General features: G+C 41.1%; 15 protein-coding genes. 13 read left to right on the forward strand and 2 right to left on the reverse strand.

Features of this window, described 5'->3' with window-relative positions; translation table 11 throughout:
- Nucleotides 1-19 precede the first annotated feature (19 nt).
- From FKG96_RS04910 to FKG96_RS04965, 12 genes are all read left to right on the forward strand, one after another.
- Nucleotides 20-1,030, forward strand: coding sequence for a 2Fe-2S iron-sulfur cluster-binding protein (locus tag FKG96_RS04910; protein WP_130854478.1), 1,011 nt, complete (start codon nt 20-22; stop codon nt 1,028-1,030).
- Nucleotides 1,031-1,084: 54 nt separating this feature from the next.
- Complete coding sequence (nuoH, locus tag FKG96_RS04915) at nt 1,085-2,122, forward strand: NADH-quinone oxidoreductase subunit NuoH (protein ID WP_130854477.1); 1,038 nt, start codon at nt 1,085-1,087, stop codon at nt 2,120-2,122.
- Nucleotides 2,123-2,167: 45 nt separating this feature from the next.
- A complete protein-coding gene (locus tag FKG96_RS04920; protein WP_013664884.1) occupies nt 2,168-2,677 on the forward strand; it encodes an NADH-quinone oxidoreductase subunit I in 510 nt (169 codons plus the stop codon).
- Nucleotides 2,678-2,722: 45 nt separating this feature from the next.
- On the forward strand, nt 2,723-3,220 hold the full coding sequence (locus FKG96_RS04925; protein ID WP_013664885.1) for an NADH-quinone oxidoreductase subunit J: 498 nt from the start codon (nt 2,723-2,725) through the stop codon (nt 3,218-3,220).
- Entirely contained in the window at nt 3,220-3,549 is a 330-nt protein-coding gene (nuoK, locus tag FKG96_RS04930; RefSeq protein WP_013664886.1) for an NADH-quinone oxidoreductase subunit NuoK, read from the forward strand. Before FKG96_RS04925 ends, nuoK begins: the two co-directional genes overlap by 1 nt.
- Nucleotides 3,550-3,648: 99 nt before the next feature.
- On the forward strand, nt 3,649-5,562 hold the full coding sequence (nuoL, locus tag FKG96_RS04935; RefSeq protein WP_130854476.1) for an NADH-quinone oxidoreductase subunit L: 1,914 nt from the start codon (nt 3,649-3,651) through the stop codon (nt 5,560-5,562).
- 22 nt (nt 5,563-5,584) lie between these two features.
- Nucleotides 5,585-7,036: a NuoM family protein gene (locus FKG96_RS04940; RefSeq protein WP_130854475.1), complete on the forward strand. Its 1,452-nt coding sequence runs from the start codon at nt 5,585-5,587 to the stop codon at nt 7,034-7,036.
- Between the two features lie 54 nt (nt 7,037-7,090).
- Nucleotides 7,091-8,470, forward strand: coding sequence for an NADH-quinone oxidoreductase subunit N (locus FKG96_RS04945; RefSeq protein WP_130854474.1), 1,380 nt, complete (start codon nt 7,091-7,093; stop codon nt 8,468-8,470).
- Nucleotides 8,471-8,540: 70 nt separating this feature from the next.
- Nucleotides 8,541-9,206: a DedA family protein gene (locus FKG96_RS04950; RefSeq protein WP_013664890.1), complete on the forward strand. Its 666-nt coding sequence runs from the start codon at nt 8,541-8,543 to the stop codon at nt 9,204-9,206.
- Between the two features lie 16 nt (nt 9,207-9,222).
- A complete protein-coding gene (locus FKG96_RS04955) occupies nt 9,223-9,765 on the forward strand; it encodes an inorganic diphosphatase (RefSeq protein ID WP_013664891.1) in 543 nt (180 codons plus the stop codon).
- A gap of 3 nt (nt 9,766-9,768) precedes the next feature.
- On the forward strand, nt 9,769-11,088 hold the full coding sequence (locus tag FKG96_RS04960; RefSeq protein ID WP_013664892.1) for a hemolysin family protein: 1,320 nt from the start codon (nt 9,769-9,771) through the stop codon (nt 11,086-11,088).
- A 12-nt stretch (nt 11,089-11,100) separates the two neighbouring features.
- Nucleotides 11,101-11,811 carry a 16S rRNA (uracil(1498)-N(3))-methyltransferase gene (locus FKG96_RS04965; RefSeq protein WP_013664893.1) on the forward strand — a complete coding sequence of 237 codons (711 nt, stop codon included), beginning with the start codon at nt 11,101-11,103 and terminating at the stop codon, nt 11,809-11,811.
- A gap of 26 nt (nt 11,812-11,837) precedes the next feature.
- Here the strand turns inward: FKG96_RS04965 and FKG96_RS04970 are convergent, their stop codons facing one another.
- Nucleotides 11,838-12,680 (reverse strand): prephenate dehydrogenase, encoded by an 843-nt coding sequence (locus tag FKG96_RS04970; protein ID WP_130854473.1) that lies wholly within the window; start codon nt 12,678-12,680, stop codon nt 11,838-11,840.
- Between the two features lie 16 nt (nt 12,681-12,696).
- A complete protein-coding gene (locus FKG96_RS04975; RefSeq protein ID WP_130854472.1) occupies nt 12,697-13,857 on the reverse strand; it encodes a pyridoxal phosphate-dependent aminotransferase in 1,161 nt (386 codons plus the stop codon).
- Between the two features lie 194 nt (nt 13,858-14,051).
- Here FKG96_RS04975 and FKG96_RS04980 point away from each other — a divergent pair, with 194 nt between their 5' ends.
- Nucleotides 14,052-15,875 carry an ABC transporter ATP-binding protein gene (locus FKG96_RS04980; protein ID WP_130854471.1) on the forward strand — a complete coding sequence of 608 codons (1,824 nt, stop codon included), beginning with the start codon at nt 14,052-14,054 and terminating at the stop codon, nt 15,873-15,875.
- Nucleotides 15,876-15,888 lie beyond the last annotated feature (13 nt).

Here is a 15,888-nt window from a genome sequence, read left to right on the forward strand (position 1 = left end):
ACAGCTAATAACTAAATATATGGCTGATAACGAAAAAATAAAAGTAAGCATTGATGGTATTACCGTTGAAGTAGCACCTGGAACAACCATATTAAATGCCGCACGGCAGATTGGGGGAGAAATTGTACCACCCGCTATGTGTTATTATTCCAAATTACAAGGAAGCGGCGGGAAATGTAGAACCTGTCTGGTAAAAGTAAGTAAAGGCTCAGAGAAGGATCCGAGACCAATGCCTAAATTGGTAGCTTCTTGTCGCACTACGGTGATGGACGGTATGGAGGTTCAAAACATTACTTCCAATGAAGTTTTGGAAGCACGGAAAGGGGTCGTTGAAATGTTGTTGATTAATCATCCATTGGATTGCCCTATCTGCGATCAGGCCGGCGAATGCCACTTGCAGGATCTAGGTTTTGAACACGGTGCTGCAGCTACCCGTTATGAATTTGAGCGAAGAACTTTTGAACGAATAGATATTGGAGATAAGATCCAATTACATATGACGCGATGTATTTTATGTTATCGTTGCGTTTTTGTTGCAGATCAAATAACGGACAAAAGAGTACATGGCATTTTGGGAAGGGGAGATGCCGCTGAAATATCAACGTATATCGAAAAGGCGATCGATAACAATTTTTCAGGCAATGTGATTGATGTCTGCCCCGTAGGGGCTTTGACCGATAAAACTTTCCGGTTTAAAAACAGGGTCTGGTTTACCAAACCGGTAGATGCACATCGGGATTGCCCGGACTGTTCCGGTAAAGTTACCCTGTGGTATAAAGGGGAAGAAGTGCTACGCGTTACAGCCCGAAAGGATGAATACGGCGAAGTTGAGGATTTTATTTGCAATACATGCCGTTTCGATAAAAAACATACTACCGATTGGGTTATAGAAGGTCCTCGAAAGGTAGTCCATACATCCGTTATCTCGGCGAATCATTATGAGACCCTGAAACCCTTACCGGTAGTTAAGGAGAATCCGAAGCTTCAAGAAGCTAACAAACATCAGTTCGAACGGTCAGTCCGGCTTTAATAAAGCTATATAAACAATAATAACACGGTTAATAAACAGATAAATTAAACGTTGATGGAAGCTGCATTTATAATAGAGAAATTGATACTGATCGTAGTCGTGTTTGTATTAACACTCGTTATTGCCATGTATTCAACCTTGGCCGAAAGAAAAGTGGCCGGCTTTATGCAAGACCGCAAGGGGCCGGATCGTGCGGGTCCCTTTGGTATTTTGCAACCTTTAGCGGATGGAGGGAAATTCTTTTTTAAGGAAGAGATAATTCCGGCCGGTGCACACAAAGGACTCTTTATAGCGGGACCAACTATCGCTATTATAACGGCTTGTATCAGTAGCGCTGTGATACCATGGGGCCAGTCCCTGCAAATCGGAGAGCGAGTAATAGATTTACAAGTAGCCGATGTAAACGTTGGGATTCTTTACATCTTCGGTGTGATTGCGTTGGGAGTTTATGGTATTATGCTTGGTGGATGGGCTTCCAATAATAAATTTTCTTTAATGGGAGCGATTAGAGCGGCTTCACAAAGCATCAGTTATGAAGTGGCGATGGGGCTTTCCATTATCGCGCTCTTAATGGTCACGCAAACATTATCCTTAAAGGAGATCGTAGCACAGCAAAGCGGTTTTGTGAACTGGAATATATGGGTTCAACCCCTAGGCTTTATCATTTTTGTTACCTGTGCTTTCGCCGAATGTAACCGTGTACCATTTGACCTCCCGGAATGTGAAACGGAATTAGTTGGCGGGTATCACACCGAATATTCATCGATGAAACTGGGACTTTATATGTTCTCGGAATATATCAATATGTTTGTTTCATCGGCCGTGATGTCCGCCCTTTACTTTGGCGGATATAACTTTCCTTTTATGCACGATTTAGGGCTCTCGCAGAACTGGATCACCATCATTGGCGTACTGGTATTCTTTCTGAAAATATTTGCCTTCATCTTCTTTTTTATGTGGATTCGGTGGACTTTACCTCGTTTCCGTTATGATCAGTTGATGAATCTAGGATGGAAAATTCTCATTCCTTTAGCAATCGCAAACATTGTATTAACAGGTGTAATAACCTTAATAAAGGATACCTATTGGTAAGGAATGCCAGGTATTTAACGAAGCCCTTGCTTAATAATAAAAAAAATGGAACCCTTAAGTAATAGAAAAAAAGTTTTAGAGCAGAAACCGATGAATTTCTGGGAGCGGATGTATCTTCCGGCTATTCTAAAAGGGATGCGTGTTACCATAAGGCATTTCTTTAGAAAAAAAGCCACCGTCTCTTATCCCGAAGTAGAACGCCCTTACTCGAAAAATTATCGTGGAATGCATTCGCTGAAGCGGGATGAAGAAGGAAGAGAAAGGTGTACGGCCTGCGGTCTATGTGCACTTTCTTGTCCGGCTGAAGCAATTACCATGATATCCGCTGAACGAAAAAAAGGAGAGGAACACTTGTATCGTGAGGAGAAATATGCTGCGGTATACGAAATTAATATGCTCCGATGCATTTTTTGTGGCTTGTGCGAGGAGGCTTGTCCAAAAGAGGCGATTTATCTGGATGGTCCGCACGTACCGGCGGATTACTTGCGGAAGGATTTTATTTATGGAAAAGACAAGCTTGTCGAAGAACGATTTGATATCCATTCCCTGAGGTAGATGCTTAACTAAAACGAATACGATAAAACATATAAACTTTAGATTGTGAGCTTATTTTATTTTGTAGCCTTTCTTTCAATATTCTTCTCATTGATGGTGATCATTACCAAAAATCCGGTACATAGCGTACTGTATTTGGTAATCACTTTTTTCACTTTCACTGTGCATTATATTTTGTTGAACGCCCAGTTTTTGGCCGTGGTAAACTTTATAGTCTATATGGGAGCTATCATGGTTCTCTTTCTGTTTGTATTGATGCTTTTAAACCTGAACAAGGATACGGAGCCTATGAAATCGGTTTTAGTGAAGGTAATGGGAGCTGTTGCAGGTATGTGCTTGCTCGTGACCGTTGCGGGTTCTATACGAGCGATTGAAGTTTCCGACCCTTTAATCCTTAAAAGCCCGGATATTGGTCTTGTCGGCAATCTCGGTAAAGTGTTATTTAATGAATTTTTATTACCCTTTGAAATTTCGTCATTGCTATTGCTTACAGCGATGGTAGGCGCAGTGTTACTGGCAAAGAAAGAACAAAAAAGTATATAATGGAGACAATCGTTAAAGATTTACAAGGAATACCGCTGAATCATTACATATTATTGAGTAGTATAGTGTTTTCGATTGGCGTAATCGGTGTACTTACTCGCAGAAATGTGATTATCATTATGATGTCCATAGAACTGATGCTCAATGCGGTAAACCTTTTACTGGCAGCTTTTTCGGCATACCACGGCGATGCCTCGGGGCAGGTCTTTGTGTTTTTTGTCATGGCCCTTGCAGCGGCGGAAGTTGCGGTTGGACTGGCCATCATTGTGATGGTATATCGAAATACCCGATCGATTGATATCAATTCGCTCAATAAGTTGAAGTGGTAAGATTTGAAGCTTACAGCCGGGCTGTAATCAATCTAAAATTTAAATCTATTTTGAACAAAATAAGCTACTCGCAAGACGTATAGCTAACATAAACATCGTATGACTGGATTAATTTGGATCGTTCTTTTACCTTTAATAGGGTTCGTATTAAACGGATTAGGCAGAAATAGCCTGTCGAAGCCAATTATCTCGCTTATTGGCTGCGGAACTATTTTGGCCTCCTTTTTATTAAGTTGTAATGTTTTTGGTGCGGTTTATGCCGCTCGGCAGGGAGGCGAAGACGCCGCCTTCTCCCAAACGATCTTCCACTGGATAAGCGCAGGCAACTTACATATATCATTGTCCTTTTTGGTGGACCCCCTAAGTGCTATTATGTTACTCATCATTACGGGTATCGGCTTCTTGATTCATTTGTATTCAACAGGATATATGAAGCATGATGCAGGTTTTGGTAAATTTTTTGCCTATCTGAATCTTTTCATCTTTTTTATGCTGCTGTTGGTTTTGGGATCCAATTACGTCGTTATGTTTATTGGATGGGAGGGCGTAGGTTTATGTTCGTATTTATTAATCGGATTTTGGTACCAGCGCGTTGACTATGCAAGTGCGGCCAAGAAAGCCTTCGTTATGAATCGAATCGGAGATCTGGGTTTTTTGCTTGCCATATTCCTCTTGTTTTATACCTTCGGTTCGCTTGAATTTAACGATATCTTACCAAAAGCAGCCGGATTCCCGGTAGGCGATTCCTCCTTGTTTTTAATTTCACTCCTACTCTTCATAGCGGCAACAGGTAAGTCTGCTCAAATACCTTTATTTACCTGGTTGCCGGATGCGATGGCTGGCCCAACACCGGTTTCTGCGCTAATACATGCCGCAACCATGGTAACAGCAGGAATTTACCTGATTGCAAGGTCGAACATTCTCTTTACTTTATCACCGGCAACCATGGAAATCATAGCAATTGTTGGTTTGCTAACAGCTTTATTGGCGGCATTTATCGCAGTTACTCAAAACGACATAAAAAAGGTACTAGCTTATTCAACCGTTTCACAATTAGGCTATATGTTTTTGGGACTCGGTGTAGGAGCTTTCACCGGAGCGTTTTTTCACGTTATTACCCATGCTTTCTTTAAAGCTTTGTTGTTCTTGGGAGCGGGATCGGTAATCCATGCCATGAGCAATGAGCAGGATATGCGATCAATGGGCGGTTTAAAGAAAAAACTGCCGATAACTTTTGTAACCATGTTGATTGGTACAATTGCTATAGCGGGTATCCCGCCGCTAGCGGGCTTTTTCTCCAAAGACGAAATATTGGCACATGCTTTCGCTCATAATAAAATTTTATGGGTTGGAGGATTTGTAGGAGCCTTGTTCACCGCCTTCTATATGTTTAGAATGCTATTTCTTACCTTCTATGGTAAATTCCGAGGTACCTATGATCAGGAAAGACATCTCCACGAGTCTCCGGTAGTCATGACCTTACCACTCATTATTTTAGCCGTACTCTCTTTCGGTGGAGGCTTTTTAAACATACCGGAAGCCTTGGGCGGACATACAGGACTTTCTAATTTTTTGCAGCCCGTTTTTGCAGCCTCTACGTCAAAAAATACAAGCGGTCATCTGTCACATACAACAGAATATATCTTAATGGGGCTGTCTGCCCTTGCGGCGCTCGTAATGGCTGGCTATGCTTACGCTAAGTACATAAAGAAAGCCGCTCTGCCTGTGGCCGATCACGAGGATCGCAGTGTATTGGAACGACTTTCATATCACAAGTTTTATATTGACGAGTTTTATGATCGTGTTGTTACCAGACCATTGAATGGATTGTCTAGTCTTTTTTATGCAGTTGACAGAAAGCTCATCGACGGTTTCGTAAATTACATCGGAAATGGCGCATCGCAAGCAGGAACCTTATTGAGGTTACTACAGCAAGGTAATGTGGGCTATTATATTTTTTATATGGTGATCGGCATTATCGCCGTATTGGCTTACGGTTTATTTATAATTTAATCTGATAAGGTAAAGAAAATTCATGGATAACTTAGTTTTACTTCTTCTTGTACCCATAATAGGAGCAGTTCTGTTAGCTTTCATAAAAAACACTAACTTAGCTAAGCCAATAGCACTCATCTGTTCACTTATAGCGCTCGGGATAACCGGTACTTTACTTGGCGCTTTCGTACTGGATGCCAGTATGCAATTTGAACAGAATATTCCCTGGATCCCGGCACTGGGTATCCACTTTCATGTAGGGATCGATGGCATCAGCATGCCTTTGGTATTACTTACCAACGGGCTCATACCCTTAATTATTCTCAGTACGTTTAAACAACAACAAAGGGGGGCGTTCTACGCGCTTGTTTTGTTTATGCAAACAGGCCTTTTGTTGGTTTTTACCGCTTTAGATGCCTTTCTTTTTTACGTTGGTTGGGAAATTGCGTTGATTCCGATTTACTTCATATGTGGTTTATGGGGAGGGGAGAATAGAGCGCGTGTTACGCTGAAATTTTTCATTTATACCTTTGCTGGGAGTCTGTTAATGCTCATTGCTATTATCTATCTCTATACCCAGGTCCCCACAGCAAATTATGAATTAAGCTCCTTTTATGAGCTAAAGCTGGATGAAAAGACACAACGCTATATTTTCTGGGCATTTTTCATCGCTTTTGCCATCAAAATGCCTTTGTTTCCTTTTCATACATGGCAACCGGACACTTATGTAGAAGCACCCACGGCAGGAACGATGTTATTGTCAGGCATTATGTTAAAAATGGGCGTTTACGGATTAATTAGATGGTTGTTACCGATAGCGCCACTCGGTTTCAGTCAGTACGGAACCCTCGTGCTCAGTTTGGCAGTGATCGGCATTGTGTATGCATCTATCATTGCCTTTAAGCAAAGAGACGTAAAACGTTTAATTGCCTATTCTTCCATCGCACACGTCGGACTGATTGCGGCAGGCGTTTTTGTTTGGAACGTTCAGAGCTTGCAAGGCGCCATGATACAGATGATCAATCACGGGATTAGCGTTGTTGGATTATTCTTTGTAATAGAGATTATTGCTCGCCAATTGAAAACGCGGGAGATACAGGACATGGGGGGGCTTGCAAAAAACGCTCCAACACTCGCGCTTGTTTTCCTTGTTATTGTTTTGGGGGCTATCGGTCTACCTTTAACCAATGGATTTATCGGTGAGTTTTTATTGCTTATAGGGCTTTATCAAGCGGGTCTCTGGTGGGCGATATTTGCCGGACTTACTATTATTTTGGGAGCGGTTTATATGCTGCGTATGTACCAGGGTGTAATGCTCGGTGAGACGAATGAAAGAATGACCCACTTTAAAGACATTAACGGAACGGACCTGCTTTTATTAGGGGTTCTCGTTGTTTTGATAATCGCTATCGGATTGTATCCAAGGCCATTGCTTCACCTCTCCGAAGCCGCCGTGACAAATTTGATAGAACAGGTGAAGACGGTGCACTAAAGAATAGGGAGTAGATTAAAGAACTATATCTGAAAAGAAATTAATAGAATACAAATGAGCGCAATTATTACATTGTCATTATTAGCAATACTCGTTTTATATCTGGGAATATTTAAAGCGCCTAAGACCTTGTTACCGGTTTCCTTATTCGGGATGTTGGCGGCTTTATTTTTTGAATGGAAACTGTGGTCTGTAGATGCTACACCGCTTTACAGTGGAATGGTCCTATTCGACAAATTTGCATTGGCATTTTCTATGCTCCTTATTGGTATTACGATGTTGATATTTGTGCTGTCCAAAGGTTATTTTGATAGTATTAGCTCGAATATAGCAGAGTATTATGCACTTCTGATTTTTTCTCTTACAGGCGCTTTACTGGTTGTTGCTTTTCACAATCTTTCCATGTTGTTTATTGGAATAGAAATTATGTCTGTAGCGCTCTATATTTTAGCCGGTATAAGAAAAAAGGATCTGGCATCAAACGAAGCTTCACTCAAATACTTTTTGATGGGTGCGTTTTCGACCGGCTTCCTGTTATTTGGTATTGCCTTGGTTTACGGGGCCAGCGCTTCCTTCGACCTAGCTAAAATAAGGGATTATGTAACAAGTAATGGTTCTACTATTTCCCCTTTGTTTTATGCCGGTATATTATTTTTGATCGTTGGTTTGGGCTTTAAGGTGGGGGCTGCGCCTTTTCATTTCTGGACACCGGATGTCTATGATGGATCACCGATTCTAATTACTACTTTTATGAGCACCGTGGTGAAAGCGGCCGCATTCGGTGGCTTTTTACGCCTGTTCTCCGTCTGCTTTGAGCCGTTGCAAAGTTTTTGGGCTCCCATTCTACTCATCATTATCGTTCTAACCCTTTTCATAGGGAATATCAGTGCCCTCGTGCAACAAAGCTTTAAACGTATGCTTGCTTATTCGAGTATTTCGCATGCCGGTTATATGTTGTTCGCTATATTAAACATGAATAATCAGGCCAACGGTGCCATGTTGGTATATGCGACGGCTTATTCAATTGCCTCCGTTACCGCTTTCGCCGTATTGATATTGGTTAAACGGAGCGAGGGTGGTGAATATTTCGAATCGTTTAACGGTTTGGGAAAAACAAATCCTTTTCTTGCATTAATACTTACAATAGCCATGCTATCTTTAGCAGGCATCCCATTAACGGCTGGGTTCATTGGCAAATTTCTGATGTTTTCCGAGGCGCTGTCTAATTTACATGTTGCGCTTGTCATCTTGGCAGCCATCAATGCAGCGATTGGTATTTTCTATTATTTCCATGTTATTATTAATATGTATTTCAAGGAGGGGAATGCCGTTCTTATAACAACAGACAACAACTATAAAGTAGTATTATTTATAGCTGCGCTATTAACCTTGCTTATTGGCATTTACCCAGAGTGCTTAAGCAGTTTAATATAATGTCTATTAGGTACGGAGCTAGTAAATTTTTCGTATGTTTGAATTTATAATGGTAGCTTTGTAGCTATATATGCAAGAATTCTGCTTATCTATTTTTCAATACTTTGATGCTGAGACCCTAATCCGGTCGGGAGGCTTCTACCTAATAGTATTCGTAGTTTTTGCTGAAACAGGGCTTTTTTTTGGCTTTTTTCTACCAGGAGATTACCTGCTTTTTCTGGCAGGCCTATTTGTTGCTTCAGGTTTATTAGATGTTTCGATTTTTACCTTGTGTTCAGGAATGATATTTGCTGGCATATTAGGGAATTTTGTAGGCTATTGGTTTGGATGGCGTACCGGACCTATGCTTTTTAAGCGTAAGGATTCGTGGCTTTTTAAACGGAAATATATCGTAATGGCTGAGGAATTCTATAACAAATATGGAGGAGCTGCTTTAATTTTGGGCAGATTTATGCCAATAATACGTACCTTTGCTCCCATATTTGCGGGTATCGTGCGTTTGGATTTTAAAAAATTCGTTCTATATAATATAATAGGAAGTTTTTTGTGGGTGTTAACATTAACCTTAGCAGGGTTTTATTTAGGTAGGCAGTTTCCGCAGATTATAGATTATATTGAATATATTGTAATTGGCTTTGTTGCCTTGACAGCATCGCCTATTATTGTCGCAATCATAAAACAGAGTTTTAAAAAGCATCCTGTCAACCAGGATAAAAAAGAAGAAAAAGAGTATTAGTTAAGTTTAGAATTATATGAATAACGCACATCCGTGGCACAATGTATCTCCGGGCGATGATGTCCCTTCTTCCGTAAACGCAATCATAGAAATACCTAAAGGTTCCAAAGCCAAATATGAAATTGATAAAGAAAGCGGTCTGCTAAAGTTGGATCGTGTTTTATTTTCATCGGTAATGTACCCGGCAAACTATGGTTTTATACCCCAAACGTATTGTGATGATAAAGACCCGCTTGATATTCTGGTTATCTGCTCCGTGGATGTAGTTCCTATGTCTATTATCGAAGCTAAAGTCATTGGAGTCATGCACATGGTTGACGGAGGTGAACAGGACGACAAGATTATTGCTGTAGCAAAAAATGATATGTCGGTTAACTATATTAATGACCTTTCCGAGCTTCCTCCACATACGATGAAGGAAATCGTTCGATTCTTTCAGGATTATAAGGCGTTGGAAGGAAAGAATGTTACCATTGAAAAATGGATGGGTAAGTCGTTCGCGTATACTTGCATCCAGGAGAGCTTAGAGCTCTATCAGAAGACGTTCATTAACAAATAGTACATGGGCTTCCAAATTTTTGTCACATTATTTCTGGTAGTGCTCAATGGGTTTTTTGTTGCTGCTGAATTTGCTATTGTAAAGGTTAGACTTTCGCAAATTGAAGTAAAAGCAAAATCCGGTAATAGCGTGGCAAAAGTTGCTAAGCATATAACTCAGCATTTAGATGGTTATTTAGCGGCAACCCAACTTGGAATTACATTGGCATCGCTTGGCCTCGGTTGGGTGGGCGAATCCGTTATGACCGAAATCGTGAACAAGGTGTTTGGTTTGTTTAACGTTGAGTTGACAGGGCAAATTGCTACTAATCTTGGACATGTTTTAGCATTCTCTATTATAACAGTTTTGCACATTGTCTTCGGTGAATTGGCTCCGAAGTCGATAGCAATTCAACGTCCTGTGGGGACAACTATGGCCTTGTCCTTGCCTTTAAGGTTTTTCTATATCATATTTCGCCCGTTCATCTGGATCTTAAATGGATTCGCCAATTTCATTTTACGCCTTTTAGGCTTTGGTGCTCATATGCATGAAGCGCATCACTCTACTGAAGAGCTACAATACCTCTTGGATCAAGGGAAGGAAAGCGGTGCTTTGAATATGATTGAACATGAGCTGATTAAGAACGTCTTCGATTTTAATGAACGGGTTGTAAAGAACATCATGGTACCGAGAACCAAGATCGTCGGTATTGAATTAAGTAGCCCAAAGGAGGAACTTCTGCAAACCATTATCAGTGAAGGTTACTCAAGAATTCCTGTGTACGATGAAACAATCGATAAGATTGTCGGCATTGTGCATGCCAAAGATATTTTACCTTTAATGGTAAATAATAAAGAATTCGTGCTCAAAACCATTATCAGAAAACCTTATTTTATAGCGGAGAATAAGAAGATAAATGATTTGATGAGCGAATTTCAGTTGAAACGCATTCAAATAGCGATTGTGCTCGATGAATTTGGTGGTACGGCGGGTATGGTTACATTGGAAGATATTGTGGAAGAATTGGTTGGTGAAATTCAGGATGAATATGATGAAGAAAAACCGATTGTTGAAAAGGCTTCGGATACCGAGTATATCGTTGAAGCTGCTGCCAGCGTACATGACGTGAATGAATATTTACCGTATGAGTTGCCTGAAAGCTCAGATTACGATACGCTTTCCGGCCTAGTAATAACCGTTTTCGATAAAATCCCGGATGTTGGAGAGCGAAAAGAATTCCACGGTTATATCTTCACTATTTTAAAGAAGACACAGCAGAACATCGAATATGTAAAGCTGGAGTCGCTACCTCGCGACAGCGAGAACATGGAAGAAGAGGATTGATATTAATTAATAGTGCACCTTTTTTATACACCGGATATTGAGGCTAATGCCATTGAATATGTGCTTAATGAGGATGAAAGTAAACATTGCGCACGTGTATTAAGGCTTGGCATAGGTGATCCCATTGTATTAATTGATGGACGCGGCAGCTTGTTTCGAGTCGAAATTGCCGATGCGCACCCCAAACGCACTAAAGTCCGCATTTTAACTATTGAGCGGAATTATGGGAAGCGAAACCACTATTTACATATTGCAGTGGCGCCCACTAAAAACCTGGACCGCTTGGAATGGTTTTTAGAAAAGGCAACGGAAATCGGTATCGATGAGATTACACCGATCATTTGTGAGCATTCTGAACGTAAAGAGCTTAAAATCGAACGCTTGACGAAGGTGGTGACCGCTGCTGTGAAACAGTCGTTAAGCGCCTATCACCCTAAAATTAACGAACCAATCGATTTTCGTCGTTTTGCTGAAGAACTGCCGGCAAAGCAGCATTTTATAGCACATTGTCTGGAAGCAACTAAAGTGACACTAACCGCTGAAATAAAGCCTCATGGCAGTTATTGTGTTCTTATTGGGCCTGAGGGTGATTTCAGTCCTTCGGAAGTTGAATTCGCTATAAGCAAAGGCTGCCAGGCAATAAGCTTGGGGAACACACGTCTTAGAACGGAAACCGCTGCTTTATATGCCTGTATGGAAATTAATCTCCTGAATAGAAATTGATGCAGTATAGCGGTTGCTTTGCATCATTACTTTAATATCCGCTTGATCTTGTTCGATTTTTTAATCAGCTTATAGAACGATTGGTAATCTTCGGTTTCCAATAGATGTTGCATGTTCTGCAATTGATGAATATGCTCTTCCAAAACATCCATAACGTTTTTTCGATTTTGCCTGAATATGGGTACCCACATATCCGCTGAACTTTTGGCTAAACGTACGGTGGATTCAAACCCCGAACTAGCTAGTTCGAAAATCCTTCCTTGCGACTTCTCTTTCTCTAAGACGGTAAGCGCTAAAGCAAAAGAAGTGATATGCGAAATGTGCGAAACATAAGCGGTGTGTACGTCATGTTCTTTGGCGTTCATGAAAACTGTCTTCATTTCCAACTGGTCTACCACCGCTTCTGCGGTATCAAAAGCGTCTTCATCACTATTGGTAGCATCGCAATAAATCATGGTCTTTCCACTGAATAAGTTGGGAACAGCAGCCTCCGGACCGGAGTATTCTGTCCCTGCCATGGGATGGCAAGCGACAAGTCGCCCACGCTTTTCATGGTTTTCAACCAGCGATAAAAGCTTCTCTTTGGTAGATCCCATATCCATTACCACTTGTTTGGGAGATAGTTGGTCGAGTAGACTTGGCAGTATCTTACAAATCGCATCAACGGGCACCGCTAAAATGAATATATCTGCTTCGGCTATGGCCTCTTCTAATGATTTTCCCTCGTCGATCAGACCCAAACTTAGCGCCTTTTTTATATTTTGCTCATCTTTGTCAATACCAATAACCTTCGAAGCAAATTTTTTCTCTTTGAGCGTAATGGCAATTGATCCACCAATTAACCCTACACCAATAATGGCAATTTTCATTGTATCTGTAAATCGTTTATATTTTTGCTTTGATTCTGTCAATAGCTTCTTGTAGTACTGTTTCCGTGGTGCATAAGCTAACTCTTACATAATGTTGACCCGCACTTCCAAAGATCCCACCGGGAGTTATAAATACCGCCGCTTGTTTCAATACATCATCGCTTAACGCGTAGCCATCTTGATAAGATGCCGGTACGCTTGCCCAAACAAACAAACCTACCTGCGTGTCATCAAAATCGCAGTTCAACGTTCGGAGTAATTCATAGACCTTTTCTCTCCGACCCTGATAAATTTTATTAAGTGACGTATACCAATCCTCATCCAATTCTAAAGCCGCGGCCGCGGCCATTTGCAATGGCAAGAACATACCGGAATCCATGTTGCTTTTAAAACGCATAATCTCATTAATGCGATCTTGATGGCCTACAAGCATTCCGATTCGCCATCCGGCCATATTACTTGATTTACTTAATGAATTTAATTCCAGAGCAACATCCTTAGCCCCGTCTATTGACAGGAGACTACTTGGTTCCTCCGTCAAAATAAAACTGTAGGGATTATCATGACAAAGGAGAATTCGATGTGCTTTGGCGAAAGCGATCAAATCCTTAAAAAAGGTCTTGTCGGCCTTCGCCCCTGTTGGCATATGTGGATAATTAACCCACATCAGCTTCACTTTACTTAAATCTTGTTTGGCCAGTGCCTCTAAATCCGGAAGCCAGGCATTGGCTTCTTGCAAATCATAGTATACACCCTTCGCACCCGTTAATCGAACTGCAGAGCTATAGGTCGGATAACCTGGATTGGGTATCAGGGCTTCATCTCCCTCTTGAAGGTAAGTCATGCAAATATGCATGATTCCCTCTTTCGACCCAATAAGGGGCAATACTTCAATGTCCGGATTTAATTCTACTTGATAATATTTCTTATACCAAGAGGCAATGGCCGATCGTAAGGCAGGCGCTCCCTTATAACTCTGATAGGCATGGGTATTGGGTAGGGCAGCATATTTGTTTAATGTTTCGATAACCGTTGGATGGGGCGGTAAATCGGGACTGCCGATTCCCAGATTAATAACGCTCGCTCCTGCTTTATTAAGCTCGTCGATTTCCCGTAATTTTTTGGAGAAATAATATTCTTCTGTATGCTGTAATCTTTTAGCTACCTCTATGAACATCGCATCTATTTTAAGCGGCCTAATTTACTAAAATAGTTGCGTTATTGACATCAGAACTCGCTGAACTTTTTTTGTTTCCGGAGGTAACGTAAATATCTGCATGTTTTATATGTATGTTGATCAACTTTTTACGTTCTATTATCGGAGTATTTAAGCTTTTTCTTACCTTTGGACTTTTGGTTTAAAAACATTGAATGAAAACCTATCTAAGATTACTGTCTTTTGCAAAACCCATTGAGAAATACGCTATACCCTATATTATCTGTACGCTTATTACTGTCTTCTTCGGAACACTGAATTTAGCCCTTCTTATCCCCTTACTGAATACGCTATTTATTGAAGGGGAAAGGGTGGAGGTTGTGAGCAAACCGGATAACTGGTATAACTTAATTGATCATTTTAATTATTACGCGCAGGAATTGAGTCATCAATTCGGGCCTTACGGAACTTTGCAACGTGTATTAATCGTCATTGTTGCTTCGGTGTTTGTCAGTAATCTGTTTCGCTACTTCGCGCAACGGATTATGGAGAACCTTCGAATCCATACGTTGCTGAATCTCCGAAAAACGGTTTTTGATAACGTAATGGATCTGCACGTCGGATACTTTAATAATCAACGAAAAGGAGATATCATTTCTAAAATTGCTTCTGACGTACAAGTTGTGCAATTTTCAGTGACAGCTACGCTGCAAGTTGTTTTTAAGGAGCCATTGCAATTGCTGTTTTACATCATTTGGCTATTTGCGATTAGTTATAAGCTAACTTTCTTTGCCATTTTGGTTATTCCCGTGTCTGCGTTCATCATCTCTTTAATTGTTAGGCGATTGAAGGAGCAAGCAACGGAGGCGCAGCAGGTATATGGTAGAATGATCAGTTATCTGGATGAGGCTTTATCGGGTGTGAAAATTATTAAGGCTTTTAACGCTACATCCTATGTAAAGGGAAGGTTCCATGATGAAAATGTGTATTATTCCAAATTGGGTAGGAGAATGGCCAGACGGCAACAGCTAGGATCGCCGGTATCGGAGCTGCTGGGGATTTTAATGGTAGCGGCGCTAGTACTTTATGGGGGTAATCTGGTGCTTACGGGGAGTGAGGAATTGGATGCAGCTTCTTTCATCGCCTATATTGCTATGTTCTCCCAAGTGATGCGACCAGCGAAAGCGATTACCGACTCTTTTAGTAATATTCACTCGGGGATTGCAGCAGGCGAACGTGTGTTGGAGTTAATCGATGAGCGACCTGCCATACAAGATGCATCCAATGCAATCGCTATTACTGATTTTAAAGAGGGTATCGCGTTCAAAAATGTAAGCTTTTCGTACCAGGATAAAAAGGTGCTAAACAATATAAATTTTGATATTCCAAAAGGAAAAACAGTTGCCCTGGTTGGCCCTTCCGGTGGCGGAAAATCCACGCTTATGGATTTAGTTCCCCGGTTCCAGGATGTTCAGTCGGGCGAGATTACTTTCGATGGTATAAACATTAAGGATGTTCAAAGCAATTCGTTGCGATCCTTAATGGGGACAGTGAACCAAGAATCGATTTTATTCAATGATACCGTATTTAACAACATCGCATTTGGCGTGCTGGATGCAACGCTGGACCAAGTGATGGCGGCAGCGAAAATTGCGAATGCACATGATTTTATAGAGGCTACTGAAAATGGATATTATACCAATATCGGTGATCGAGGGGTTAAATTATCGGGTGGGCAGAGACAACGAATTTGTATAGCTCGGGCCGTTTTACGCAATCCACCTATCTTGCTTTTGGATGAAGCTACGTCCGCATTGGATACGGAGTCGGAAAAATTGGTCCAAGATGCTTTAAATAAATTAATGCATAGCCGAACCACCTTGGTGATCGCGCATCGACTCAGCACGATTCAGTCCGCGGACGTTATTATTGTTCTGGAATCCGGTACGATTGTAGAACAGGGTAACCATAACGAGCTGATTGCTCGAAATGGTTTGTACAAACGTTTGGTTGATATGCAGCAGTTTGAAGAAGTATAGATAGCCTTGATCT

It is taken from the genome of Olivibacter sp. LS-1 (assembly GCF_008245145.1).
Taxonomy (GTDB): Bacteria; Bacteroidota; Bacteroidia; order Sphingobacteriales; family Sphingobacteriaceae; genus Olivibacter; species Olivibacter oleidegradans.

Coding starts and splice junctions, on each gene's coding strand:
- FKG96_RS04910 (WP_130854478.1), top strand. CDS start 20: ATGGCTGATAACGAAAAAATAAAAGTAAGCATTGATGGTATTACCGTT.
- nuoH (WP_130854477.1), top strand. CDS start 1,085: ATGGAAGCTGCATTTATAATAGAGAAATTGATACTGATCGTAGTCGTG.
- FKG96_RS04920 (WP_013664884.1), top strand. CDS start 2,168: ATGGAACCCTTAAGTAATAGAAAAAAAGTTTTAGAGCAGAAACCGATG.
- nuoK (WP_013664886.1), top strand. CDS start 3,220: ATGGAGACAATCGTTAAAGATTTACAAGGAATACCGCTGAATCATTAC.
- nuoL (WP_130854476.1), top strand. CDS start 3,649: ATGACTGGATTAATTTGGATCGTTCTTTTACCTTTAATAGGGTTCGTA.
- FKG96_RS04940 (WP_130854475.1), top strand. CDS start 5,585: ATGGATAACTTAGTTTTACTTCTTCTTGTACCCATAATAGGAGCAGTT.
- FKG96_RS04945 (WP_130854474.1), top strand. CDS start 7,091: ATGAGCGCAATTATTACATTGTCATTATTAGCAATACTCGTTTTATAT.
- FKG96_RS04950 (WP_013664890.1), top strand. CDS start 8,541: ATGCAAGAATTCTGCTTATCTATTTTTCAATACTTTGATGCTGAGACC.
- FKG96_RS04955 (WP_013664891.1), top strand. CDS start 9,223: ATGAATAACGCACATCCGTGGCACAATGTATCTCCGGGCGATGATGTC.
- FKG96_RS04960 (WP_013664892.1), top strand. CDS start 9,769: ATGGGCTTCCAAATTTTTGTCACATTATTTCTGGTAGTGCTCAATGGG.
- FKG96_RS04970 (WP_130854473.1), bottom strand. CDS start 12,680: ATGAAAATTGCCATTATTGGTGTAGGGTTAATTGGTGGATCAATTGCC.
- FKG96_RS04975 (WP_130854472.1), bottom strand. CDS start 13,857: ATGTTCATAGAGGTAGCTAAAAGATTACAGCATACAGAAGAATATTAT.
- FKG96_RS04980 (WP_130854471.1), top strand. CDS start 14,052: ATGAAAACCTATCTAAGATTACTGTCTTTTGCAAAACCCATTGAGAAA.